Raw genomic sequence first — 25,828 nt, forward strand, 5'->3', positions numbered from 1 at the left:
CGGTGCACGCAGAGAGAAGGAGAGGTCCGCTCGATGAGTGACAGCCCGTACGTTCCGTCTGCCCTCCGACCCCGTTCGAGGACCGGGACACCGTCCCGCAGAACGTTCCTGGGAGCTCTGGCGGCGTCTGCCGCCGCGGGAGTGCCGCTGTCGGCCGCCCCGCCGGCCGAGGCCGCGCCGAACGGGGTGGCCGACCTCCTCTATGTCGGCACCTGGGGCGTCGGCCAGGTGCACGCGCTCCGGTTCGACCCCGTCCGAGCCACGATGACACCGGTCGGGCCGGTGGCGCAGGTCAGCTCGAACTGGGTGGTCGCCCACCCGACCGAGGCGGTCCTGTACGTCGCCGGCGGCGAACCGGGCGGGATCATCCGCGTCTTCCGCATCGACACCGCCTCCGGTGCGCTTCACCAGTTCGGTGAGATCGAGACGGAGAGCACTCCGGTGGGCGGCCTGGCGTACATGGGAGTGGACGTTCGCTCGAAAACGCTTCTGGCCGCGGACTTCCCGGCCGGCACCGTCGTGTCCGTCCCGATCGGCAGGGACGGCGGCCTCGGCGCCGTGGCGTCCCGGGTGCAGGACACCGGTTCCGGACCCCACCCACGACAGCAGGGTCCGCACGCCCACCACGTGGTCACCGACCCGAGCGGCAGGTTCGCCCTGGTCCCGGACTTCGGCGCCGACCGGGTCTTCGTCCACCGCTTCGACCGGGACACGCGCGTGCTGTCCGCCGGTACGCCCGACGGCTCGCGCGCCTACGCGACGGCGCCGGGTTCGGGGCCACGGCGCGTGTCCTTCCACCCGAACGGCAGAACCGTCTACCTTCTGAATGAGCTGACCGCGGACATCCAGGCCCTGGACTGGAACGCGGACGACGGCGTACTGACCCACCTTCAGAGCCTGTCGACCGACGCACCCGGACACACCGGCGCCACGAGCGCCGCCGAACTGGCCATCAGCCGTGACGGCCGCTTCGTCTACACCTCCAATCGCGGCGAGAACACCCTGGTCGTCTTCTCGACGGATCGTAGGACCGGCCTGCTCACCCAGGTCCAGCGCACCCCCTGTGCGGGACTCGTACCGTGGAGCTTCTCCCTTCACCCCGGTGGGAGATGGCTGTTCGTCGCGAACCAGGCCGGCAACACCGTGAACCTCTTCAGCGTCGACCCCGGATCAGGGCAACTGACGGACACCGGCGCGTTCGTACCCGTGCCGAAACCCGACTGCATCACGTTCAGCCGCCGCTGAGCCCGTTCACCGCGAGCGCAGCAGTTCGGCGAGCCGTTCGCCGAGCGGAGCAGGGTGCTGTCAATCCCATGGGGTGCAACTTGAGGGTGCGCTGCGGAAGCTGTGAGTCCGAGTGACACCGCTTGTTTCGGTTGTTGAACGCCAACAGCATGAGGCGACCCCACCGCAGGCGGGACGGACGCCGAGCCGTGCACCTGAGACGTCCGCTCCGCCATTCCGACAGGGAGCCCCTGTGAGCTCGAGAGACGTCCCCCACCCCGACCACGACACCGAGGGCATCGGCCGCCGCGGTTTCCTCGGGAGCGCCGTCGGCGCCGCGGTCGGCGCCACGCTGCCGGCCGGCCTGACCGCCGAGCCCGCGTCGGCCGCCTCCCGTGCCGCCGCAGATCGTCCGGTGCGTACCCGGTCCGGCCTGGTGACCGGTGTCCCGGCCGCCCTGGACGGGATCACCGTCTACAAGGGCATCCCCTACGCGGCCTCGACCGCCGGCGAGAACCGCTGGCGCGCGCCGCAGCCCGCGCCGTCCTGGAAGGGCGTACGCGCCGCCGATGCCTGGGGCGCCGCCTGCCCCCAGCCCGTCACCGGCATCGCAGCCGACAAGGTGCCGCCGCTGAGCGAGGACTGCCTGAACCTCAACATCTGGACGGGCGCGGTCGGTTCGAGCGAGCGCCGCCCGGTGTTCCTGTGGATCTACGGCGGCCGCAACTCCGCCATGTGGGCCTCACAGCCGGTCTACGACGGCGCCAATCTGGCAGCCAAGGGCGCGGTCGTCGTCACCTACAACCACCGCGTCGGCGCCTTCGGCAACCTCGCCCACCCCGAGCTGAGCAAGGAGGGCGGACACGGCGGCTCCGGCAACTGGGGCGTGCTGGACACGGTCGCGGCACTGAAATGGATCCGGAGCAACATCGCCGCGTTCGGCGGTGACCCGGACCGGGTGACCATCGCCGGCTGGTCGCACGGCTCGTCGTTCGTCAACATCCTGATGATCTCGCGGCTGGCCCGGGGCCTGTACCACCGGGCGCTGCTCGCGGCCGGCGTGCAGTACACCAAGGACCCGGCGCTCGGCCGGGTGGCGGGCGGCTACGACACGCTGGCGGTGGCCGAGGCCAACGGCACCGCGTTCGCCGACTACATGGGAGCCTCCTCGCCGGCCGGCCTGCGGGCGCTGACCGCGGACGAGATCGTGACGAAGGTGTACGCGCCCGGCGCGCCGGCCACCGGCACCGACTTCGGCAACGTCCTGGACGGCTATGTCCTGCCGACCACCTACACCGCCGCCATGGAGTCCGGAGCCGAGGCGGACGTGCCGGTCCTGACCGGCAACAACAAGGACGAGAACGGCGCCTCACCCACGCTCGCGATGACCGTCGCCCAGTACCAGGCGTACGCGGGCACCACCTTCGGCGACCGGGCGGCGGAGTTCCTGGCGCTCTACCCGGCGAGCACCGACGCGGAGGCTGCCGCGCAGTACAACAACTACGCGCGGGACGAGGAACGCGTCTCGACCTTCCTGTGGGGCACCCAGTTCCGCAACACCGCCGGGAACCGCAGCCCGGTCTACAACTACTGGTGGACCCACGTCCCGCCGGGCTCCGACACCACCAACCCGATCGAGCCCGCGAACGGCGCGGGAGCCTACCACGGCGCGGAGAAGTACTACCTGTTCGGCAACCTCTACGGCACCGACCGCCCCTGGACCGAGGCGGACCACGCGATCGCCGACACCACGTCCTCGTACGTCGCGAACTTCGTGGCCACCGGCAACCCCAACGGCCGCTCCCTGCCCGCCTGGCCCGCCCTGCGCACGACGAAGCCGCTCTCCATGGAACTCGGCGACCGCTTCGCGACCCTCCCGGCGGCCGACAGCGACGCCAAGTACGCCTTCCTGAAGGACTGTCTGAAGTCCCAGACGACGTCATATTGATCCTGCGGGGGTCATCAGGACAGCGGCGGCCGTGCGTCTGTGAGGACAGGGTCGCCGCCGTCCAGCCGCTCGGCTGCGCCGAACTCCGGATCAGGCCCCGTTGAGGCCCAAGTCGGCGCGTAGTGCGTAGGCACCACGACACGTGCGTGGCTGGTCCGGGTGCACCAGAGGAAGACGGCGGCTGGGGACGATGCCCGGCGGGGCGCCCGAGGGAAGGGTGGGAGGCGCGTGAATCGCGCGCACTCCGCGCCGCCCCCGACGACCGCACCGACCGCACCGACCGCACCGACCGCACCGACCGCCTGTCGTAGTCCTCCGGTGCGGCCGGCCAAGCCGAGTGCGGCTGCCGCAGCGGGAGCGCGGGCTCCACCACCGACTGCAAGGTGCCGAGGGCGAGTTCCACACCGGTTGATCACTCCAGACACCGCTGGGCAGGGGCTCCGGCGCCACGACCTGATTCGAATTCGTGGCGCGCGATGGATTGACCTGGCCTCACGGAGAGCACAAAATCACGCCTGCAAAGCACGAATGAATCGATTCAAAGAGCGTTCTGGAACGGAAACCCTCGATGGAGAACACAAACCGCCGCTCTGTCCTGCGCAGCGCCATAGCCGTGGCTCTCGCACCCACGTTGAGCTCACTGCTGGTGCCGGGGCTGGCGCCCACGGCGTCCGCGGCGGACTCCTGGACCGCGAGGTGGATCTGGGCGCCGTCCAGCGCGGCGAACCAGTGGGTGGCCTTCCGCAGATCGTTCGCCCTGGGGTCCGCACCGTCCTCGGCCGTGACCCGGATCGCGGCGGACTCGAAGTACTGGCTGTGGGTGAACGGCACGCTGGTGGTCTTCGAGGGCCAGCTCAAGCGCGGTCCGAACCCCACCGACACCTACTACGACGAGATCGACCTCGCCCCGTACCTCACCAGCGGCGGCAACACCGTCGCGCTGCTGGTGTGGTACTTCGGCAAGCAGGGCTTCTCGCACAACAGCAGCGGCAAGGGCGGACTGCTGTTCCAGTCCGAGATCGTGACCGGTTCCACCACCACCGAGCTGGTCAGCAACACGAGTTGGAAGCACACCGTCCACCCGGGCTACTCCGACAACACCAGCGGCATCCAGGCGAACTTCCGGCTGCCCGAGTCCAACATCTCCTACGACGCCCGCAACGCCACCGCCATGGCCGGCTGGCAGTCATCCGGCTTCGACGACAGCGCCTGGACGGCGCCCACCGACTTCGGCGCCACGGGTGCCGCACCCTGGAACGCCCTGGTCAAGCGGCCGATCCCGCAGTTCCGGTACTCCTCCCTCAAGTCCTACGGCAACGCCGCCTCACTGCCGGGCACCGGCCAGGGCCCCACTGCCATCTCCGCCACCCTGCCGTCCAACCTCCAGGTCACGCCGTACCTGAAGGTGGACGCCCCGGCCGGTGCCGTGATCGGCATCCAGACCGACCACTACGGCGACGGCAAGAACCTGACCGGCATCGACCCGGCCACCGGCTACAACGTCCGGTCCACCTACGTGTGCGCCGGCGGGGTCCAGGAATTCGAGTCGCTGGGCTGGATGAGCGGCACCGCCGTGCAGTACACCATCCCCGCCGGCGTGAGCATCGTGGACCTCAAGTACCGGGAGAGCGGCTACGACACGGACTTCGCCGGGTCGTTCACCAGCAGCGACGCCTTCCTCGACACCCTGTGGGGCAAGGCCGCCCGCACCATGTACGTCAACATGCGGGACAACTACATGGACTGCCCGACCCGCGAACGCTCCCAGTGGTGGGGGGACGTGGTCAACCAGCTGAAGGAAGGCTTCTACACCTTCGACACCAGGTCCCACGCCCTCGGCAAGAAGGCCATCTCGCAACTGACGTCCTGGCAGAGGTCCAGCGGCGCACTGTACTCGCCGGTGCCGTCGGTGATCTGGACCGCCGAACTGCCCGTCCAGATGCTCGCCTCGGTGTGGTCGTTCTGGACGTACTACCTCCACACCGGCGACGAGAGCGCGGTAACCGGCGCCTACCCCGCGGTGAAGCAGTACCTGAACCTGTGGAGCCTCGACAGTGACGGGCTGGTCAACCACCGTGCCGGGGACTGGGACTGGGAGGACTGGGGCAGCAACATCGACGCCCGTGTTCTCGACAACTGCTGGTACTACCTGGCCCTGGACACCGCGGCTCGACTGGCCGACCTCAGCGGCAACAGCGGCGACGTCGTCGGATGGCAGGCCCGGCGCGACAGCATCAAGACCAACTTCGACCGCGTGCTGTGGAACTCCACGAAGAACGAGTACCGCTCCCCCGGTTACAACGGCGACACCGACGACCGGGCGAACGCACTCGCCGTGGTCGCGGGCCTGGCCACCTCCGCCCACCACCCGGCGGTCACCGACGTGCTGCGCACCCACCTCAACGCCAGCCCCTACATGGAGTTCTACGTCCTCGAAGCGCTCTACCTCATGGGCGCCGCCACCGTCGCCGAGGAACGGATGCGCAACCGCTTCGCCGCCCAGGTCGCCGACCCCGCCTGCTACACCTTGTGGGAACTGTGGACCAAGGCCGACGGCACCGACAACCACGCCTGGAACGGCGGCCCGCTGTACGCGCTGTCCGCCTACGCCGCCGGCGTACGCCCCACCCAGCCCGGCTGGACGACGTACGAGGTCGTTCCGCAGACCGGCACCCTCACGACGATCAACTCCGTCACACCCACCGTCAAGGGCGACATCCGCCTCGGCATCATCCGCGATGCCGACAAGGTCACCCTGACCCTCACCTCCCCCCACGCGACCACCGCCCGCGTGGGTGTCCCCGTCTACCGCGGCTCCCAGCCGGTCATCAAGGCGAACGGCACGACCGTCTACACGGGCGGCGCCCCCGTCGGCAGCGTCAGCGGACTGACCTACGCGAGCGCGGACTCCCACTACGTCTACTTCACTGTGCAACCGGGAACCTGGGAGCTGACCGCAACCGGCACCGGCCGTCTCGACAACCTCGCCCAGGGCCGGACCGTCACCAGCAACAACAGCCTGGAGAACGGCAATTGGAGCAAGACCCGCCTCACTGACGGCATCCTCACCAGCGTGACCGGGGCCAAGGGCTACACCAGCAACGAGTTCGGCTCCCCCGACGTCAGCGCGAACCCGGTCCAGGTCGAGGTGGACCTCGGAGCCGACACCGACCTCGACGCCGTACGCCTCTTCCCCCGCACCGACACCCCCGCCACCGGCGGCGGCACGGCCGGCTTCCCCGTCGACTTCACCCTCCAGACCCGGGCCGACGGTGCCACCGCCTACACCACCGCCCGCACCATCACCGCCGAGCCGAACCCGGCCGGGCTCCCACAGACGTACGGCTTCAAGACCACCACCGCCCGCCATGTGCGCCTACAAGCCACCAGGCTCGGCACCCCACCCACCGACGAGACCACCAAGTACCGCCTCCAGCTCGCCGAACTCCAGATCCCCACCGCCGGGATCACCGTCACCAGCAACTGCACGCTGGAGAACGGCGACTGGGGCAAGACCCGAGTGCGGGACGGCACCACCACCAGCGTGACCGGGGCCAAGGGCTACACCAGCATCGACTTCGACTCCGCCGACATCAGCACCACGCCCGTGTGGGTCGAGATCGACCTCGGCACCGACCGGACGATCGGCTCCGTCACCCTCCACCCCCGCACCGACACCACCACGACCGGCGGCGACACCGCCGGCTTCCCCGTCGACTTCACCCTCCAGACCCGGGCCGACGGTGCCACCGCCCACACCACCGCCCGCACCGTCACCGGCCAGGTCAACCCCAACGGCGTCGCCCAGACCTACACCCTCACCTCCGCCACCGGCCGCTACCTCCGTCTGAGGGCCACCAAGCTCGGCACACCCGCCTCCGACGAAAGGACCCGCTACCGCCTCCAGCTCGCCGAAATCCGGATCAGGTAGGGCGAGGAGGCCGTCCAAGGGAGCCTCCCCCCGCCGTGGCCCGACCTCCACACCCGTTCACCTGCATTGCGGTTCACGCATCCGGCGAAGGTCACCGGGGTGCGGGGCCGGGCCAGATGGCCGAGGCGTCGTCGCGGTGGGGGTCGGGCAGCCGGATCGGGCGTACCGGGATCGTACGGCTGTGTTCCTCGGTCACGGCTGTCCACCGGGCGGGGCGCCCGGAGTAGCACAGGGTCGTGAGGGCGAACACGTTGTCGGCGTAGACCTCGATGTATTCGCCGATGGTGAGAATGCGCAGGGTGCCGGCGGGTTCGGTCAGGACGGTCTCGCCGAGCCGGACGCCGCCGGGACCAGTGATCCAGAGGTTCTTGCCGTCGCAGCCGACGGCGAGGGCGGGGCCGTCGTCCGGGGAATCGGTGCGGAGGGTGATCTCGACGGACCCGGTGATGTCGATGTCGCCGACCGCGTGTAGGGCGGGGCGGTCGGATTCCTCGCCGAGCCAGCGGTCCAAGCCGTCCCACCATTCCAGTCGTGGCGCCGAACCTGGCTGTGCGACAAGGGACTTGGGCTGGGCGAGCATGCCTCGGCAGCGGTCGCCCGTGTCGGTGAGGCCGACCTGGCGGGGGGTGGTGTGCAGGACGACTCGGGAGCCGTCGGGTGCGGCGATGACGCGAGGGGCGTAGGAGCCGGTCGGACCGAGGGGGCCGCGGCGGGTCCAGGGGCCCCGCAGGCTCGGGGCGGTCCACGCCTCGAAGTTGCGGGTCGCTCCGATCGAGCCGAGCAGCAACCAGCTGCCGTCATCGAGGCGTTCCAGGACCGGGCACTCCAGTTCGTCGACGTCGCCGGGTGAGACGAGCGGCGGGTGGACGGTCCAGTGCTCCAGGTCGTCGGAGGTGGCCCAGGCGACGCAGCCGCCGATCTCGACCGGGAGGGAGGCGTCGCTGGCGCAGACGACCATCACCCAGCCGTCCGACGCGTCGTCGCGTACGACGAAGGGGTCGCGCCAGGCCATCCGCTCGCCGGTGCGGTACCAGCACGGGTCGGCCTCGACGACCGGACCGCTGCCGTGGCGCCGCCAACCGGTGCCGTCGGTGCGCTCGGAGTACGCCAGTCCCACGGACTGGAGCGGCCGGCCGCCTGCCGTCAGTCCGCTCACGCCCGTGTAGAACATCGCCATTCCGTCGCCGTGCCGCAGCGGGTGCATGGTCCACACCGCCTGATGGTCGAAGCGGCCCGGCATGCCGACCCCGAACACCGGTCCCTGGGGCTGCCAGCCGACCAGATCCGTGGAGGTGGCCCGGCCGAAGGAGGTCTCCATCCGCAGGTGGTCGAACTCCGCCGTCCAGGGCCCCTGGAGGTGCAACACCGCGTACGTGCCGTCCTCGTCCCGCAGCAGGGCGAAGTCGTTCACGCAGAGGCCGGGAGGGGCGTATCGCATGCGCAGTTCCTGTCGGCTCACAGCGCCCAAACGCGTGCGCTGACCATCGAAAAAAGGCGAACCCTCTTGAGGATCGGCCCAAGTAAATATGAACGCAAACGCTTGCGCAACAAGGTGGTCGGGTTTACGGTCACGTCACCCACAGATCACACCGACGTGAAACCAACGGGAGGAACTGCGCCGTGACGGCCAGCATCAACGACGTCGCTCAGGCGGTCGGCGTCTCCGCGTCCACCGTGTCCCGCGCCCTGCGCGGCCGGCCGGGCGTCTCCGACGAGGTGCGGGACCGCATCGCGGCCGTCGCCGCCCAGCTCGGCTACACCGCGTCCCGCTCCGCCTCCAGCCTGGCCAGCGGCCGCACCTACACCATCGGCGTCCTGGTCCCCTACGTGGGCCGCTGGTTCTTCGGCACCGTGCTGGACGCCGCCGAGCAGGTGTTCAGCGCAGCCGGATACGACGTGCTGCTGTACAACCTGGGCTCGCCGGAGACGCGCAAGCGTTTCTTCACCAAGCTGCCGGTCCGCAAGCGAGTGGACGCGGTGCTGTCGCTCCTCATTCCCGACGACGAGGAGTCTGCGGCGCTGCGCTCACTGGGGGTGCCGCTGGCCACCACGGTCGGCGGCGCCCGGCCCGGCTTCACCGTCGTCGGCATCGACGACCGGGTCGGCACCGAAAGCGCCGTACGGCATCTGGTCAACCTCGGCCACCGCCGCATCGGCATGATCAGCGGAGCCAGCGGGCCGCTGCACTGGACCACCCCCATCGAGCGCCGCAACGCCTACCTGGACGTCCTGGCCGAGGCGGGGATAGAGCACGACCCGGCATTGGAGGCGGACGGTGACTACACCGTCGAGGGCGGCGAGCGGGCCATGACCGAACTGCTGGCCGCCTCCCGACCGCCGACCGCCGTGTTCGCGCAGTCCGACGAGATGGCGATGGGCGCGCTGCGCGCCCTGCGCCGCCACCGGCTCAAGGCGCCGGACGACGTGTCCGTCGTCGGGTTCGACGACCACGAACTCGCCGACGTGGTCGGACTGACCACCGTCGCCCAGCCGGTCGCCGAGCAGGGCGCCGAGGCCGCACGGCTGCTGCTGCGCCGGCTCGACGAACCCGACGCCGAACCTCCGGGGCATGTCCGGATGCCCATCCGCCTCGTCCTGCGCGAGACCACCGCCCCGCCCCGCCCGCGCGGACCTCAGTAACACCCACCCCCCTGCGCCCCCACACCCCCACGCCTCGAGAGCACTCCCGCACCACGAACCCTCGCCACAGCACGGAGGCACACAGCATGAGCTCGACCAGAAAGTACCGCCGCACAGCCTGTACGGGCCTGGCTCTCGTCCTGCCCCTGGCGGCACTGGCCGCCTGCGGCGGGGGCGGCGGCGCCGACGCCTCCGCGGAGGCGGGCAGCGGCAAGGGCACCATCAGCGTCTGGGCCCACCAGGGCCAGAAGAGCGAGGACGCCGCCGTGCAGGCCGCGGTGAAGTCCTTCAACTCCTCGCAGCGCGACATCAAGGTCGAGCTGAAGCTGATACCCGGCAACGACTACACCAAGACCATCACCGCCACCAGCGCCTCCGAGCTGCCGGACGTGATGGAGTTCGACGGCCCGACGATGGCGAACTTCGTCTACAACAAGAAGCTCGCCCCCATCGACGACTACGTCTCCTCCAAGACGATGGCCAACGCCACCGACGCGAGCAAGTCGCAGGGAGAGATCGGCGGCAAGCACTACGGCCTGGGCATGTACGACTCGGGCCTGGGGATATACGGCAACAAGAAGCTGCTGGACGCGGCCGGCGTGAAGTACCCGACCGGCCTGTCCGACGACTGGACGGCCGCGCGGTTCACCGCCGCGCTCAAGGCGCTGAAGGCCAAGGACTCCGACGGCAAGACCCTCGACATCCAGGAGAACAACGGACTCACCACCGAGTGGGGCACCTACGGCTTCGCTCCCGTCGTCTGGTCGGCCGGCGGTTCGCTGATCAAGGGCGACAAGGCGGAGGGCGCCCTCGACACCCCGGCCGTGATCTCGGCCCTGGAGACCGTCCAGTCCTGGAAGACGTACGTCGACCCCAACACCGACGGCAACGCCTTCGCCAAGGGCCGCGTCGCCCTGAGCTGGGTCGGCCACTGGATGTACCCCACCTACAGCCAGGCCCTCGGTGACGACCTCGTCGTCCTGCCGCTGCCCGACTTCGGCAACGGCCCCAAGACCGGCCAGGGCTCCTGGGCCTGGGGCATCGGCGCCGACAGCAAGAACGCCAAGGCCGCCGGCGCCTTCATGGACTACCTCCTCAACGACACCAACGTCACCGCCATGACGACGGCCAACGGCGCCCCGCCCGCCACCAGGACCGCACTCGCGGCGAGCCCCCTCTACAAGCAGGGCGGCCCGCTCCAGCTCTTCGCCGACCAGCTCGCCAAGCCCTGCGGCGACAGCGACATCACCAAGACGTGCGTCGCCGTCACCCGCCCGGTGACCGCCGGATACCCCACCATCACCGCCAAGTTCGGTGAGGCCCTCAGCTCGATCTACGGCGGCGCCGAACCGAAGAGCGCCCTGGAGAAGGCCGCCCGCGCCATCGACCAGGACTTCTCCGACAACGCCGGCTACAAGATCCCGTAGGACCATCGGCCGGGGGCGGGCACGCTTGCGCCGCGCCCGCCCCCGCCGGGAACAGGACTCATCCGTGAAATCCGTCGAACCGGCGCACGCCGCGCCCCCCGCCCGGGAGAAGGCCCCACCCGTGACCGCCGCCGAACCCGCGCGTCCGGCGCGTTCCGTACGCAGGAACCGCGACTGGTTGCACGGACTGCTCATGTCCACGCCCGCCGTCGCCGGACTCATCGCCTTCGTCGGCATCCCGTTCGGGTACGCCGTCGTCCTCTCCTTCTACAACGTCCGCCTCGGCTCCCCGCTCGCACCGACCTTCTTCGGCCTGGAGCAGTACCGGCGCCTGTTCACCGACCCCGACCTGTCCGGCCCGTTCCTGCGGGCCCTGCTGAACAACCTGACCTTCGCCGTGGTCGTCGTACCCGTCCAGACGGCTCTGGCACTCGGGCTGGCGATCCTGCTCAACCGCAAGCTGAAGGCGATCGGTGTGTTCCGGTCCCTCTTCTTCATGCCGGTGGTCTTCCCGATGGCGCTGGTCGCCGTGATCTGGCGGCTCATTCTCGCCCGCAGCGACCAGGGAATGCTCAACTCCGCACTGCACACGGTGAGTTTCGGCAACTGGGGGGCCGTCGACTGGCTCGGCGACTCCGCCACCGCGATGGCCTCGATCATCGTGCTGTCCATCTGGCAGGGCGTCGGCTTCCAGATGGTCATCCTGCTCGCCGGTCTCCAGCAGATCCCGGGCGAGCTCTACGAGGCCGCCGAACTCGACCGTGCCTCCCGTTGGCAGCAGTTCCGCCACGTCACCCTGCCCGGCATCCGCGGCACCCTCGTCTTCGTCGCCATGCTCACCTCGGTGTTGTCCTTCCGGGTCTTCGACCAGGTCTACGTCCTCATCCGCGGCGGCGGCCTCGACGAGGACGCCGCCCGCACCGTGATGTACCAGGCCGTCACCACCGCCTTCGACCAGAACAACGTCGGTCAGGCGGCCGCGATCACCGTCGTCTTCTTCCTGATCGTCGTCGCCCTGACCCTCATCCAGCGCCGCGTCGTCCGGCCCGACAACGAGGACTGAGGACTGACCATGAGCACCCACACGGGCCTCACCCGCACACCCCTGCGCCGCTTCCTCGACTACGCCGTCCTCAGCGTGCTGGCGTTCATCTTCGCGCTGCCGGTGATCTACCTGTTCATGGGCAGCCTCAAGCCGTCCGACGAAGTCCTGAACGGCCTGTCCGGCTTCCTGCCCACCCACCTCTCCTTCGACAACTACACGGCCGTCCTCGACAGCCTCGACTCCGACAGCACCGGCTACTTCTGGCGCTTCATGGGCATCTCGCTGCTGCTGGCGTTCGTGGTGGTGACGGGTGGTCTCTTCGTCAACTCAATGGCCGCGTACGGACTGTCACGACTGAAGTGGCGCGGGCGGAACGCCGTCTTCGCCCTCGTCCTGCTGCTGATGCTGGTCCCGTTCGAGTCGGTGGCCGTCCCGCTCTTCTACATGTTCAACGGCCGGCGCAACACGCTCTTCATCCAGGCGATCCCGTTCATCGCCAACGCCTTCTCGGTCTACCAGTTCCACACGTTCTTCCGCACGATCCCGCCGAGCATCGAGGAAGCCGCCCGCCTCGACGGCGCGGGCCCCTGGCGCACCTTCTTCGCGATCATCGTCCCGATGTCGAAGCCGGCCTTCGCGTCCGTGGCGATCCTGACCTTCCTCACCCAGTGGGGCTCCTTCCTCTGGCCGGTCCTGATGGTCTCCGACCCCTCGGTACGCCCGCTGCCCCTGGAGATGAGCGTCTTCCAGGCCCAGCTGCCCCCGGACTGGGGCCAGATCCTCGCCTTCGGCGTCCTCCTCGTCCTGCCCGTACTGATCGTCTTCGCCTTCTTCCAACGCTGGTTCGTCCAGGGCGTCGCCAGCTCCGCCGTAAAGGGCTGAGAGTCCGTTCCGGTGGGAGGCAGTCCCGCACCGCGGCCTCGCCGGCAGGGATCAGCAGGCCGGGCCGGACCGCGCCCGACCCGTGGAGCGCGGGATCCGCCGGGATCGGTCCCTCGGCCCTGCCGAGCGGGACCGATCCCGGCGGTGAATTCACCGCGTCAGCGGGTCACGACAGCGGCGGGTACGCGTTCCGGATCAACTGCTGGAACTGGGCGGAGAACCAGTGTCCGGCCAGCGGCGAGTTCGACAGCGCACCCGTGGGGTTGTTGCCGTTGCGGGGGTTGCCGCCGTACGTCGGGTCGCACATTCGATCGAAGCCCTTGCCCTCGTCGTTGGGGACGGCGGCGCTGTTGCCGTCCGACTCCCCCGGCGGCTTGACCCACACATAGGCGTCGATACCGGCGGCGGGAGCCGCGGTCGGCCGTTCGCCGATGCCTGCGCCGCTCTGGTTGCACCAGTTGCCGGCGTGGATGCGCCGGTCGATGCGGCTGGCGTCGACGTAGCCGTCCACGGAGGTCGGCGATCCGGGACCGGTGGGCCGGGCGGAGCCGCCCCAGCCATTGCGTGAGGTGTCGATCAGCATGCCGAGTCCCGAGTCGAATCCGGCCGCGACGAGCTTGTCGCGCAGCGCCTGGGCGAAGGACTGCTCGTCCACGTACTGGTTCCAGTCCACCCACTTCGACTGACGTACGGTCTGACCACCCACCGTGTCGGTGACCTTGAGGTACGGCTCCTTGGTGGGACTGTAGTTCGCGGTGTTGACGATGAAGCCGGCCACGTCGTTCACGCTTGCGCCGTTCGTCGTCGCAACCTTGTGGAACTGCTGCACCGCGGGGCCGAGGTTGCTGTCCCAGCCGAGCCAGCCGTGGTGGGCGGCGTCGATGTAGTTGTAGACGTTGGGGATCGCGCCCAGCTTGTCCAGGGCGTAGCCGACGCCCTTCTCGTAGTTGCCGTTGCTCTTCATGGTCACGCAGGCGTCGGTGGTGGTGTTGGTGCCGCCCGCGTTGGTGACCAGGTTGGGCAGTGAGTCGGGCTCGATGACGGTGGCGATCCGCAGGCCCGCGTACTTGGATTCGGACAGGATCGACGTGATGGGGTCGATGTACTGGGACTTGTACTTGTCGAGGTCGTCGGGCCCCAGCTCGCCGTTGGAGGCGAGGGCGGCGCAGTCGCGGCCGGGCAGGTCGTAGATGACGAGCTGGACGACCAGCTCACCGGCGCCCTTCTGCTTCAGGGCCTCGTCGAGGTGGGCGCGCAGACCCATGCCGCCGTTGACGCCGTTGATGGCGGCGATACGGTCGAGCCAGACGGCAGTGGGCTGGTCGGCGATACGGCTGCCGCCCGGTTCGGCGGCGGCCTTGGCGGACCACTCGGGGTTCACGTACACCTTGGCGCCGGTGTAGGGGTTGCCGGCGCGGCTGCCACCGCCATCGCCATCGCCACCACCGGTGCTGCCACCCGTACTGCCGCCGCTGCTGCCGCCGGTTCCGCCGCCGGTGCTGCCGCCGGTGCTGCCGCCGGTTCCGCCCCCGTTGTCGACGCTGCACGTGACGCCGTCGAGCGTGAACGTGGCGGGCACGCTGTTGGTGCCGCTGTAGGAGCCGTTGAAGCCGAAGTCGACCGAGCCGCCGGTGCCGAGATTGCCGTTGTAGCTCTCGTTGGCGACGGTGACGTCGGTGCCGTTCTGGGTGACCTTCCCGTTCCAGCCGTTGGTGACCTTCTGGTTGCCGCCGTACGACCACTTCAGCGTCCAACCGGACTTGGCGGCCGCGTTGTTGGTGATGGTCACCGCGGCGGTGAAGCCGGTGTCCCACTGGCTCTGCACCTTGTAGTCGACGGCGCAGGGGACGGACGAGGTGGCAGCGCCGGCCTGGCCGACGAGCAGCGCCGTCCCCGTCGTCCCGGCGACCAGCGCCAGGGCGGTGAGCAGCGATGTCCTGGTGTAGCTCATGAGTGCGGGTTTCCTTCTCTCGATGGGGCCTTGCGAACGGAGGGCGCGCGAAAGTCGCGCTGCCCGACGCACTACGCGGTGGCTGTGCCGCCGCAGGCTGAGTTCAGGGACGGACCGGAGGAGCGGTGCCACGCGTTTCCTGTCCGCCCGGACAGGACGGCTCGCGCTCCTACCACTTCACGCCCCGGGCTTCCGTGAGCGGGTGCTCACGGACGCCTGGTGGTGCCTCGCATCGCCGGCCGCCGAAGCGCAGATGGACGGGGCGTGCGCCGTGCCCGTGCCGACGGGCGCGACCGCGGGATGCGCGTCCACGGTGCATGTCGTCCCGTTGAGCTCGAACGTCGTCGGTGCGGGATTGCTCGTCGACGGCACGGTCGTCGATCGGCTCAAAGCCCTGGGAGCCGCTGTGCCGCCGGCTGGTGACGGTGTGTCCCACCGTGCACGCGGCCGTGGCTCCCCGGGCCGAGAACACCGGCGGGCCCGCGCTCGGGACGAGCGCGACCGGACCGTCGCTGACTAAAAGTACTGAATGCGGGGGGTGTCGCATGAGCGGGTCCTTACAGCTTGGCGCGCCGCTACGGACGCGTCGAGTGATGGAACCGCTCCCACTGGTGAGGGGGAAGTTAGCGCCAACAGGCGAGGTTTCATAGGGTCCTTGCGAAACTTTCGCTCCCATCGGCCCAGTTCGAACATTGAACTTCTCGACGTCTTGACCGCGCCCGCCTTCATCTCCACGATGGGAGCGCTCCCACTGGATTCAGGCCTTGGCATCTCTCCGTGAGTCGCGTGACGCAAGGAGGAACAGCACATGGATCCCGGACGCAAACACAGAGCCGTACGGCGGCTCTGGACCGCCGTCGCCGCCGCGTTCGCCCTACCCCTGTCGATGCTCGCCACCGGCACGACCACCGCGAACGCGGCGTCCGTGCGGTGCAGCGTCGACTACAGGACCAACGACTGGGGTTCCGGCTTCACCGCCGACCTCACCCTCACCAACCGTGGCACCACCGCGATCGACGGCTGGACCCTGACCTACGGCTACACGGGCAACCAGAAGCTCGCGAACGGGTGGAACGGCAGCTGGTCCCAGGCCGGTCAGGCCATCACCGTCAAGAACGCCTCGTACAACGGCACCATCGCCCCGGGCAGCGCCGTCTCCACAGGAGCACAGTTCGGCTACAGCGGCACCAACACCGCCCCGACGGACTTCGCGGTCGACGGCACCAGCTGTGTCGGCGCTCACCAGCCGCCGATCACCGTGCTGACCAGCCCGGCCGTCGGCGCGGTCTACTCACGGGGTGACGTCGTGCCGCTCGCGGCGACCGCGGCGGCCGCGGACGGCGCGACGATCAGCAGGGTGGAGTTCTACGACGACACCACGCTGCTGGGCACGGACACGAGCGCGCCCTACACGCACTCCGCCTCTGGTTTGACCGTGGGCAGTCATTCCCTGCTGGCGAAGGCGTAAGCTGGGCGGGCCGCTACGCGACCCCGCCGGCCGGGACCCGGACGGCAGCTACCAGATCCCCTCCACCCTCCAGTGGTCGGGCCGGCCCGACACCTGGAACCCGTCAAGTCCCGGCGCCAACAGCGGACTTCACGTCACCGTCACCGACTACACCAACGACGTCGGGGTGGCCGCCGCGTACGCCAAGACACTCACGTACTACGGCGCCAAGTCCGGTGACGCGAAGGCGAGGTCGACGGCGAAGGCGCTGCTGGACGGCATGTGGGACCACCACCAGGACAGCCTCGGTGTCGCTGTTCCGGAGACCCGCAGCGACTACAGCCGGTTCGACGACAGCGTCTACGTGCCGAGCGGCTGGAGCGGGAAGATGCCGAACGGCGAGACCATCAACTCGTCCTCGACGTTCTCCTCGATCCGGTCCTTCTACAAGAACGATCCGGCCTGGTCGAAGATCGAGGCCTACCTCAAGGGCGGCGCCGCGCCCGTCTTCACCTACCACCGGTTCTGGGCCCAGGCGGACATCGCCCTGGCCATGGGCTCGTACGCGGAACTCCTCGAGTAGCCCCCGCCGGCGCTCCGCGTACGCGACCCCGTCATTAGGCGACGGGGTCACCCGGCCGGGCGGCCCCCACCCCTCACGGGGGCCGCCCGGTCCTCGCACCGGATTCCGGCAAGGCCTCGCACGATGCACGCGGCGGCTCATGCACGAGCACAGATACGCCGCCGCACGTGGTGCCCGACGCACGTCCAGGACCCCCTGGCGATACTCCCGGTCGGCCCGTCGAACGGCACGGTGTTCCCCTACGCAAACGCGGGGCGCCGGAGCCGTAGGCAGCGAGTTCCGCTCTCGACCACCAGCGACAGACATCCATACCCCCACTTGGAACGGGAGCGCTCCCAACCCGTGGACGCAGGACTACCCCCGGATCCCGTCACGCTCGTGAAGCCGTGTGCTCGGTCGCCCCCGGCCGGTAAGATCGGTGATCTCGTGGGGGAGGTGGACATGGGCAGACGACGCCCGGGGACACCGACGCTGGAGGAGGTGGCCGCCCACGCGCGGGTGGGAAGGGGCACGGTCTCCCGCGTCATCAACAACGCGGCGGGCGTGAAGGAGTCGACGCGCCGGGCCGTACAACGGGCCATCGAGGAACTGGGTTACGTGCCCAATCTCGCGGCCCGTTCCCTGGCCGGGCGGCGGGCCGACGCCGTCGCCCTGGTCATGACGGAGCCGGACTGGCGGCAGTTCGCCGAGCCCTTTTTCTCCGAGATCGTCCGCTCGCTCGGAGACGCGCTGACGGACACCGGGATCCAACTGCTGCTGACCCTGGTCCGCTCGGACGCCGAGCGACAGCGCTTCCTCGAGTACGCGCGCGGCGGCCGGGTCGACGGAGTCCTGCTGATGTCCGTGCACGCCGGTGATCCGCTGCCGGACATGCTCGCCGAAGCCCGGTTGCCGACCGTGCTGCTGGGGCGCCGCTCGGGCGAGGAGTATGTCAGCTACGTCGACGCGGACAACATCGGCGGAGCCCGCAGCGCCGTCTCCCACCTGCTGAGGCAGGGCCGCAGAGTGATAGCGACCATCACCGGGCCGCTCGACCTGTACGCCGCCCGGTGCCGGCTGCGCGGCTACGAAGAGGCCCTGGCGCTGGCGGGTCTGAAGAGCGCGCCGACCCTTGTCGCCCAGAGCGACTTCACGGCGGAGAGCGGACGCCGCGCCATGGCCGAGCTTTTCGAACGGCATCCGGACATCGACGGCGTCCTCGCCGCGTCGGACACCACAGCCGCGGGGGCTCTGGAGGCCCTGAACGCGGCCGGCCGTCGAGTGCCCGAGGATGTCGCCGTGATCGGCTTCGACGACTTTTCGCTGGCCCAGCGGACCGAACCACGCCTGACCACGGTACGCCAGCCGATCGAGGAGATCGGGCGAGCCATGATCCGACTGCTCCTGGAGGAGATGGAAGAGGGCGCCGTCGCCTGGCGTCACGTCATCCTCCGTACGGAGCTGGTGGTACGCGAGTCGACCTGACCTTCGCCGGCAAACCTGTCCGGGGAGCGCTCCCGGGGCGACGCACCGCGTCTCGGCGCCCCTGACTGACCTGCGGCTCCGAAATCGGTTGGGCATGTTCATGTCGGCAGCCTTGTCAATGACCTGAACCCTCCCTACAGTCCCAGCCGAACCCAGGATTGGGAGCGCTCCCATTCACAAGGTTGCGGGAGCGCTTCCGCTACTCCCCATCCCTCTGAAGAGGATCCGCATGCGTCCTTCACCGCACCATGCCCACAGCGCGCGTGGCCTGCTCGGCGCGCTGCTCACCTCGCTCGTCTCGCTCGCCGCGCTTCTGACCACAGCGTCAGTGGCGCAGGCCGACACCACCATCTGCCAACCCTTCGGTTCAACGACCGTCCAGGGCCGCTACGTGGTGCAGAACAACCGCTGGGGCACCGACGCCACCCAGTGCATCGCCGTCACCGACTCGGGATTCAGGATCACCCAGGCTGACGGATCCGTCCCCACGAACGGCGCTCCGAAGTCCTACCCGTCCGTCTACGACGGCTGCCACTACACCAACTGCTCGCCCGGCACCAAGCTTCCCGCTCGGCTCAGCACCATCTCCAACGCGCCCACCAGCATCTCGTACAGCTATGTGAGCGGCGCGGTCTACGACGCCGCGTACGACATCTGGCTCGACCCCACGCCCCGCACCGACGGCGTGAACCGGACCGAGATCATGATCTGGTTCAACAAGGTCGGATCCATCCAGCCCATCGGCTCGCCGGTCGGCACCGCCACCGTGGGCGGGCGTGAGTGGCAGGTGTGGTCCGGCAACAACGGCTCGAACGACGTACTGTCGTTCGTCGCACCGTCGGCGATCACCAACTGGGCTTTCGACGTCATGGACTTCACCCGGCAGGCCGTCTCCCGGGGACTCGCGCAGAACGACTGGTACCTGACGAGTGTTCAGGCCGGGTTCGAACCCTGGCAGAACGGCGCGGGCCTTGCCGTGACCTCGTTCTCCTCCACCGTCAACACGGGCTCCTCCGGCGACCCGGGCAACCCCGGAGGCTCCACGGCCTGCAAGGTGGCGTACGCGACGAACGTCTGGCAGGGCGGCTTCACCGCCGACGTCACCATCACCAACACCGGCTCCTCCCCCGTCAGCGGCTGGAAGCTCGCGTTCACCCTCCCCTCCGGGCAGCGGATCACCAATGCCTGGAACGCGAACCTGTCCGGGTCGTCAGGAGCTGTCACCGCGAGCAACGTGGCTCACAACGCAGAGGTGGCGGCCGGCGGCCAGGCGACCTTCGGGTTCCAGGGCACCTCCGGCGGCACGTTCGCCAAGCCCTCCGGCTTCAGCCTGAACGGCACCGCCTGCACCAGCGTGTGACACACGTTCACCCTCCGGGACCCGCCTGATTCGTCACGCCGACGGGCGGGTCCCGGAGGTCGCACAGCGCCGTCGGCTCCACTTGGCGGCGGGGTCAGTGCCGTGCGGACCGCGTCCCCTCCGGCGGCCTCGCGGACCCGCGCCGGGGCATTGCGTGCCAATGACCCTTACAGCTGCGTTCGAAATTTCGGTCCACTTTCGGATCGCCGGCCTTTACGGATACCAGAGGGACCTCAGGGCGCGTCAACACTTTCGGCAGGTCGGCCGTTTCCCTCTCACCCCGTCAACCACCGGTGGTGATGACCGTGGCCGACTTCACCGGTTGGCGAGCGTGATCGGCATCGAAACAATTCGGCGTTGTCACCGAATCATGCGAGGCGTATTGACGGGAGCTGTCGGCCTCGTATCATCCTGGTTGCTCGATGAGTCGACTGATGTTCGCAATACCGAACGTCGCGGGACCGATCCGCCACCACAGCGCTCCCTCGCAGAGAGATCGACACATGGATATGTCATGCCCTGATCAACCTCTGAGCCGGCGCCGGATGCTGGCCACCTCCACCGGCCTGGTCACCGGTGCCATGCTTGCGCCCACCCCCGCCCGCGCGGCCGCCGCGGCGTTCACGAACCCGGTGATCTGGCAGGACTTCGCGGACATCGACGTCATCCGCGTCGGCGCCACCTACTACGCCTCGGCGTCGACAATGCACTACTCGCCCGGGGCACCCGTCCTGCGGTCGTACGACCTGACGAACTGGGAGATCGCCGGTCACTCGGTGCCCGTGCTCGATTTCGGCGCCAAATACGACCTGAACGGCGCCCGTGGCTACGTCCGGGGCATCTGGGCGTCGTCGTTGGCCTACCGGCCGAGCAACAGAACCTTTTACTGGCTCGGCCAGATCGACTTCACCAGGACGTACATCCACACCGCAACCGCCGTCGAGGGTCCGTGGAGCCGGCTCACGACGATCAGCACGCCCTACTACGACGCGGGGCTGCTCGTCGACAGCGACGACACCCTGTACGTGGCCTACGGCAACACCACCATCAGCGTGGCCCAGCTCTCGCCCGACGGTCGCAGCCAGGTCCGCACGCAGCAGGTGTTCACCACACCATCGAGTGTCGGCACCCTCGAGGGCTCCCGCTTCTACAAGATCAACGGGCAGTACTACATCTTCCTGACCCGCCCCGCCAACGGCCAGTACATCCTGAAGTCGTCGAGCGGCCCCTTCGGTCCGTACACGATGCGGCAGGTCCTGCTGGACCTGCGCGGGCCGGTCCCCGGCGGTGGCGTCCCGCACCAGGGCGGGCTGGTGCAGACACAGAGCGGCGCCTGGTACTACCTGGCCTTCGTGGACGCGTACCCCGGCGGCCGGGTACCCGCCCTGGCGCCGATCACCTGGACCGCGGACGGCTGGCCCGTCGTGCAACTCGTGAACGGCGCCTGGGGCACCTCGTACCCCAGCCCGATCGTGCCCACTCCACCCCGCCAGGTCACCCCCATGGTCGGTGTCGACACCTTCGACGGCACGACCCTCAAACCGAAGTGGGAGTGGAACCACAACCCGGACAACGCCAAATGGTCGGTGGGCAACGGACTCACTCTGCGGACCGCGACCGTCACCAACGACCTGTACTGGGCCCGCAACACGCTCACCCACCGCGTCCAGGGCCCCACCTCGACCGCCACCGTCGAGCTCGACTTCTCGGCGATGCGGGACGGCGACCGCGCCGGACTCGCGCTGCTGCGTGACTCCTCCGCCTGGATCGGCGTCAAGCGCGACGGTGGCGTGACGCGGGTCGTGATGGTCAACGGGCTGACCATGGACGGCAACTGGAACACCACCGGCACCGGCACCGAGGCCGCGAGCGCGGCCGCGTCCGGCAGCCGCGTCTGGTTGCGCGCGGGCGCGGACATCCGCCCCGGCGCGGCACGCCCAGGAACCTTCTCCTACAGCACCGACGGCATCAACTTCATCCGCCTCGGCCCCTCCTTCTCCATGGGCAACGACTGGCGGTTCTTCATGGGCTACCGATTCGCCCTCTTCAACCACGCCACCCAGGCACTCGGCGGCGCGGTCCGCGTCCCGCGGTTCGAGCTGTCCACGCCCTGACCCGATCCGGCCGATCGCACCGGCCCAACCCCCCGCCAACCGTACGAGGAGAGCCATGAACCCGCTGAAACGGCTCGGCCGTCGCCGAGCCTCGGTGTTGTCCCTGCTGGCCGTGGCCGCCCTGGTGACGCCAGGGGCCGCGACCGCCGCGCCCGACGCCGTCCGGGCCTCCACACTCGGCGCGCAAGCCGCCCAGTCCGGACGGTACTTCGGGGCCGCGGTGGCCGCCGGAAAGCTCGGCGACGGCACGTACACCACGGTCCTGGACCGTGAGTTCAACTCGGTCACACCCGAGAACGAGATGAAGTGGGACACGACCGAGCGGTCTCGCGGCTCGTTCAACTTCGCCCCCGCCGACCAGATCGTGAACCGCGCGACGGCCCGCGGTCAGCGCGTGCGCGGCCACACCCTGGTGTGGCACTCCCAGCTGCCCAGCTGGGTCGGTTCCATCACGGACGCGAACACCCTGCGCAGCGTGATGAACAACCACATCACCACCGTGGCGAACCACTACAAGGGCCGGATCCACTCGTGGGACGTCGTCAACGAGGCCTTCGCCGACGGCGGCAGCGGCCAGCACCGGCCCTCGGTGTTCCAGAACCTGCTCGGCGACGGCTTCATCGAGCAGGCGTTCCGCACCGCACGGTCGGCCGACCCGGCGGCCAAGCTCTGCTACAACGACTACAACATCGAGAACTGGAGCGACGCGAAGACCCAGGGCGTCCACCGCATGGTGCGCGACTTCAAGGCGCGCGGCGTGCCCATCGACTGCGTCGGCTTCCAGGCCCACTTCGGCACCGGCGGCCCGCCGTCGAGTTTCCAGACCACGCTGGCGAACTTCGCCGCCCTCGGCGTCGATGTCCAGATCACCGAACTGGACATCGCCCAGGCGCCGACGGCGGCCTATGCGAACACGGTGAGGGCCTGCATGAACGTGGCGCGCTGCACCGGCATCACCGTCTGGGGCATCCGCGACAGCGACTCCTGGCGCAGCGGGGAGAACCCCCTGCTGTTCGACCGCAACGGCAACAAGAAGCCGGCCTACCAGTCGACTCTCACCGCGATGGGCGGCACGGCGGCGGCACGCAGCGCGGCCGCGCCCCGGTCCGCCGCCGCGCTGCCCGCCACCTTCTCCTGGAGCTCCAGCGGCGCCCTGATCGCGCCGAAGCCGGACGCGACACACAACATCGCGGGGATCAAGGACCCGTCGGTCGTCCACTACAACGGCAAGTACCACGTGTTCGCGAGCACCGCGAGTTCCGCCGGGTACAACCTCGTGTACCTGAACTTCTCCGACTGGTCGCAGGCGGGTTCGGCCACCCACCACTACCTGGACCGCACCGCCGTCGGCTCCGGATACCGGGCCGCGCCCCAGGTCTTCTACAACGCGCCGCAGCGCCTGTGGTACCTCGTCTACCAGACCGGCAACGCCTCGTACTCCACCAACCCCGACATCAGCAACCCGAACGGGTGGAGCGCGCCGCGCAACTTCTATTCGTCGATGCCGGACATCATCAGGCAGAACATCGGCAACGGCTACTGGGTCGACATGTGGGTGATCTGCGACAGCGCCAACTGCTACCTGTTCTCCTCCGACGACAACGGGCACCTCTACCGTTCCCAGACGACCGTCGGCCAGTTCCCGAACGGCTTCACCAACACCGTCATCGTGGCCCAGGACTCCAACAAGTACGCCCTGTTCGAAGCGAGCAACGTGTACAAGGTGCAGGGCAGTAACCAGTACCTGTTGCTCGTCGAGGCCATCGGCTCGGACGGCCGGCGCTACTTCCGCTCCTGGACGACGAGCAGCCTCGCCGGCTCGTGGACACCGCTGGCCGCGTCCGAGAGCAACCCGTTCGCCAAGGCGAGCAACGTGACCTTCCCCGCCGGTGCCTGGACCCGGGACATCAGCCACGGTGAGATGATCCGCGCGGGCTACGACCAGACGCTGACGATCCCCTCGTGCAGGCTCCAGTACCTGTACCAAGGCATGAACCCCGCCGCGGGCGGCGACTACAACACCCTGCCGTGGCGACTGGGCCTGCTCACCCAGACCAACTCGACCTGCTGACCAGTCGACGACGCGGGCCCCGAAGGTCGTGCAGGGGGTCGGCCAGGCGTTCGCCTCCGCCATGGCCGACCCCCTGTCCGGGCGTCAACCGAGGGCGATCGCGAAGATGTGCAGGGTGTTCCGGCCCGCTCCCACCTCCGCCCTGATGGCGGGCAGGGTCACGTAGGCGGGCGTCCTGAGGGATACACGTGTCAGCGGATGCCGGGTGCACGGTGGCCGTCCGGTGCCGCGGCGCGGAGGCGGCACCGGACGGCGGGCGGTCAGGTGCCGATGTTGGACTGGGGCCCGGAGTACTGCTTCAACAGAGCCGGGACGTTGCTCGCCGGGTCGAGGGTGTAGCCGTAGTAACTGCCCGGGTTGAAGGTGGTCCCGTTCGTCTTCTGGTCACCCGTGCAGTTGACGACGACACTGCCCGTCTGGGTCAGCGAGGCCGCTGTCGTGTCGTAGGTGTACGGGTCGTTCACGTTCTCGTAGTAGCTGTTCTCGATGACCGTCTTCGACGAGCCGCGCGAGAGGTTGCCGTACGAGGTGATGTTCTCCAGGTAGTTGTTGTACAGGTGCGCGAGCGCGACGTTGTCGATGCTGGGGTTGCGCTGGTTGGTGTCGTGGATCCAGTTGTGGTGGATGGTCATGCGGGCGGTGACGTTGTCGGTCCACCCGATACCGAAGGCCTTGTTGACCTCGCCGAGGTCGTTCCAGGACACGGTGAGGTAGCTGGTGTCCTTACGGCTGTCGATGAGCCCGTCGTTCATCCGCTGGATCCTGTTGTGGTCGATCCAGATGTGGTCGACGGTGTCCATCTGGATTCCGTCGTAGTCGTAGACCTTGTCGTCGGGGTCGTCGTCGGTCATCCGGGTGTCGCGGATGGTCAGGTTGCGGATGATCACGTTGTGGACCCCGGCGGCGAGATTGAACCCGCCGTTGACGATCTGACCCGCAGTGCCGACGCCGACGATGGTCTTGTCGGACTTCACCGGGATCTCGTAGCCGTAGGTGGGCACCGTGATGGCTCCGGGGACCTTGATGACGTACGGAGCGTCGGCGGACGCGTACTTCACCAGGTCGGCGTAGGTGGTGGCGGTGACCGTGCCGCCCGCCGCCCCGCCGGTGGTGCCGCCCCCGGTGGCGGCGAAACCGTCGGCCGTGTTCGACCAGGACCGGCCGCTCACCGGCTGGAACAGCCATTGCTTGTTGGTGTTGGCGGTGCAGGTTTCCTGGATGACGGGGTTGCCGGCGGTGGTGCTCGCGTTGAGGTCGCTGACACAGAGACCGCTGCTGACGCTCACGATCTGGTAAGTGCCGGTGCCTGAAGGGCTGAAGCGCCAGAGTTGGTTGCTGCTTCCCACACAGGTGTACTGCTGGAGCTGGACTCCGCCGGCAGTGCTGGAGTCGGGGACGTCGAGGCACTTGCCGCTGCCCACGGACATCAACTCGTACGTGGAGGAGCCCCTGTCGATGACCGTCCACTGCTGGTTGGTCTGACTGCCGACGCAGTTCCACTGCTGCACAAGGGCTTTGTTGGCGGTGCTCATGCCGACGACGTCCAGGCACATACCACTCTTGGTGACAGCCAGGGTGTACGTTCCGCCGGCACCCGGAGTCGCGGCCTGCGCGGGCCCCGCGGAAGCACCCACCACCAGGATCGGCACCGCCAGAACGAACGCGACCATCGCGTGGAGGAGGCGGCGATGTGTCTTCAGGATGCGTGTGCGGGTGAGTACGCGGCTCTGTCGCACGGGTG

16 protein-coding genes are annotated in these 25,828 nt (G+C 69.0%); 13 read left to right on the forward strand and 3 right to left on the reverse strand.

What is annotated here, in order from left to right; genetic code table 11:
- Nucleotides 1–33 precede the first annotated feature (33 nt).
- The 3 genes from G9272_RS07260 to G9272_RS07270 all read left to right on the forward strand — a co-directional run bounded on the left by G9272_RS07260 (nt 34) and on the right by G9272_RS07270 (nt 7,103).
- On the forward strand, nt 34–1,245 hold the full coding sequence (locus G9272_RS07260) for a lactonase family protein (protein ID WP_171395768.1): 1,212 nt from the start codon (nt 34–36) through the stop codon (nt 1,243–1,245).
- Between the two features lie 232 nt (nt 1,246–1,477).
- Nucleotides 1,478–3,172: a carboxylesterase/lipase family protein gene (locus G9272_RS07265; RefSeq protein ID WP_171395769.1), complete on the forward strand. Its 1,695-nt coding sequence runs from the start codon at nt 1,478–1,480 to the stop codon at nt 3,170–3,172.
- 568 nt (nt 3,173–3,740) lie between these two features.
- Nucleotides 3,741–7,103 carry a galactose-binding domain-containing protein gene (locus G9272_RS07270; protein WP_171395770.1) on the forward strand — a complete coding sequence of 1,121 codons (3,363 nt, stop codon included), beginning with the start codon at nt 3,741–3,743 and terminating at the stop codon, nt 7,101–7,103.
- Nucleotides 7,104–7,194: 91 nt separating this feature from the next.
- Here G9272_RS07270 and G9272_RS07275 read toward each other — a convergent pair whose 3' ends face one another.
- Complete coding sequence (locus G9272_RS07275) at nt 7,195–8,541, reverse strand: mucin-1 (RefSeq protein ID WP_171395771.1); 1,347 nt, start codon at nt 8,539–8,541, stop codon at nt 7,195–7,197.
- Between the two features lie 182 nt (nt 8,542–8,723).
- Here G9272_RS07275 and G9272_RS07280 point away from each other — a divergent pair, with 182 nt between their 5' ends.
- From G9272_RS07280 to G9272_RS07295, 4 genes are all read left to right on the forward strand, one after another.
- The gene (locus G9272_RS07280) at nt 8,724–9,743 is read left to right on the forward strand and encodes a LacI family DNA-binding transcriptional regulator (protein ID WP_171395772.1); all 1,020 of its coding nucleotides are present in this window, start codon (nt 8,724–8,726) and stop codon (nt 9,741–9,743) included.
- Between the two features lie 86 nt (nt 9,744–9,829).
- Complete coding sequence (locus G9272_RS07285; protein WP_171395773.1) at nt 9,830–11,170, forward strand: ABC transporter substrate-binding protein; 1,341 nt, start codon at nt 9,830–9,832, stop codon at nt 11,168–11,170.
- A gap of 64 nt (nt 11,171–11,234) precedes the next feature.
- A complete protein-coding gene (locus G9272_RS07290) occupies nt 11,235–12,233 on the forward strand; it encodes a carbohydrate ABC transporter permease (RefSeq protein WP_171395774.1) in 999 nt (332 codons plus the stop codon).
- Between the two features lie 9 nt (nt 12,234–12,242).
- Nucleotides 12,243–13,097 (forward strand): carbohydrate ABC transporter permease, encoded by an 855-nt coding sequence (locus G9272_RS07295; protein ID WP_171395775.1) that lies wholly within the window; start codon nt 12,243–12,245, stop codon nt 13,095–13,097.
- 166 nt (nt 13,098–13,263) lie between these two features.
- On the opposite strand, the gene G9272_RS07300 is transcribed toward G9272_RS07295, so the two are convergent.
- Nucleotides 13,264–15,048, reverse strand: coding sequence for a glycoside hydrolase family 6 protein (locus tag G9272_RS07300; protein ID WP_171395776.1), 1,785 nt, complete (start codon nt 15,046–15,048; stop codon nt 13,264–13,266).
- A gap of 808 nt (nt 15,049–15,856) precedes the next feature.
- Between G9272_RS07300 and G9272_RS46390 the strand changes: the two genes are divergently transcribed.
- From G9272_RS46390 to G9272_RS07325, 6 genes are all read left to right on the forward strand, one after another.
- Nucleotides 15,857–16,516, forward strand: coding sequence for a cellulose binding domain-containing protein (locus G9272_RS46390; RefSeq protein WP_437184257.1), 660 nt, complete (start codon nt 15,857–15,859; stop codon nt 16,514–16,516).
- A 55-nt stretch (nt 16,517–16,571) separates the two neighbouring features.
- On the forward strand, nt 16,572–17,078 hold the full coding sequence (locus tag G9272_RS46395; RefSeq protein ID WP_437184361.1) for a glycoside hydrolase family 48 protein: 507 nt from the start codon (nt 16,572–16,574) through the stop codon (nt 17,076–17,078).
- A gap of 441 nt (nt 17,079–17,519) precedes the next feature.
- Nucleotides 17,520–18,542 carry a LacI family DNA-binding transcriptional regulator gene (locus G9272_RS07310; RefSeq protein ID WP_171395777.1) on the forward strand — a complete coding sequence of 341 codons (1,023 nt, stop codon included), beginning with the start codon at nt 17,520–17,522 and terminating at the stop codon, nt 18,540–18,542.
- Nucleotides 18,543–18,771: 229 nt separating this feature from the next.
- Nucleotides 18,772–19,902, forward strand: a complete 1,131-nt coding sequence (locus G9272_RS07315) for a GH12 family glycosyl hydrolase domain-containing protein (protein WP_171395778.1) — start codon at nt 18,772–18,774, stop codon at nt 19,900–19,902.
- 509 nt (nt 19,903–20,411) lie between these two features.
- Nucleotides 20,412–22,016 (forward strand): glycoside hydrolase family 43 protein, encoded by a 1,605-nt coding sequence (locus G9272_RS07320; protein WP_171401890.1) that lies wholly within the window; start codon nt 20,412–20,414, stop codon nt 22,014–22,016.
- 55 nt (nt 22,017–22,071) lie between these two features.
- Nucleotides 22,072–24,087 carry a non-reducing end alpha-L-arabinofuranosidase family hydrolase gene (locus G9272_RS07325; RefSeq protein WP_171395779.1) on the forward strand — a complete coding sequence of 672 codons (2,016 nt, stop codon included), beginning with the start codon at nt 22,072–22,074 and terminating at the stop codon, nt 24,085–24,087.
- 260 nt (nt 24,088–24,347) lie between these two features.
- Here G9272_RS07325 and G9272_RS07330 read toward each other — a convergent pair whose 3' ends face one another.
- Complete coding sequence (locus G9272_RS07330) at nt 24,348–25,823, reverse strand: RICIN domain-containing protein (protein WP_216377810.1); 1,476 nt, start codon at nt 25,821–25,823, stop codon at nt 24,348–24,350.
- Nucleotides 25,824–25,828: the final 5 nt, after the last annotated feature.

This window comes from Streptomyces asoensis (assembly GCF_013085465.1).
Lineage (GTDB): Bacteria > Actinomycetota > Actinomycetes > Streptomycetales > Streptomycetaceae > Streptomyces > Streptomyces cacaoi_A.

Bases quoted from the DNA above. Each gene is read 5' to 3' on its own strand.
- G9272_RS07260 (WP_171395768.1), top strand. From the start codon at position 34: ATGAGTGACAGCCCGTACGTTCCGTCTGCCCTCCGACCCCGTTCGAGG.
- G9272_RS07270 (WP_171395770.1), top strand. From the start codon at position 3,741: ATGGAGAACACAAACCGCCGCTCTGTCCTGCGCAGCGCCATAGCCGTG.
- G9272_RS07275 (WP_171395771.1), bottom strand. From the start codon at position 8,541: ATGCGATACGCCCCTCCCGGCCTCTGCGTGAACGACTTCGCCCTGCTG.
- G9272_RS07285 (WP_171395773.1), top strand. From the start codon at position 9,830: ATGAGCTCGACCAGAAAGTACCGCCGCACAGCCTGTACGGGCCTGGCT.
- G9272_RS07295 (WP_171395775.1), top strand. From the start codon at position 12,243: ATGAGCACCCACACGGGCCTCACCCGCACACCCCTGCGCCGCTTCCTC.
- G9272_RS07300 (WP_171395776.1), bottom strand. From the start codon at position 15,048: ATGAGCTACACCAGGACATCGCTGCTCACCGCCCTGGCGCTGGTCGCC.
- G9272_RS46390 (WP_437184257.1), top strand. From the start codon at position 15,857: ATGGATCCCGGACGCAAACACAGAGCCGTACGGCGGCTCTGGACCGCC.
- G9272_RS07310 (WP_171395777.1), top strand. From the start codon at position 17,520: ATGGGCAGACGACGCCCGGGGACACCGACGCTGGAGGAGGTGGCCGCC.
- G9272_RS07315 (WP_171395778.1), top strand. From the start codon at position 18,772: ATGCGTCCTTCACCGCACCATGCCCACAGCGCGCGTGGCCTGCTCGGC.
- G9272_RS07320 (WP_171401890.1), top strand. From the start codon at position 20,412: ATGTCATGCCCTGATCAACCTCTGAGCCGGCGCCGGATGCTGGCCACC.
- G9272_RS07325 (WP_171395779.1), top strand. From the start codon at position 22,072: ATGAACCCGCTGAAACGGCTCGGCCGTCGCCGAGCCTCGGTGTTGTCC.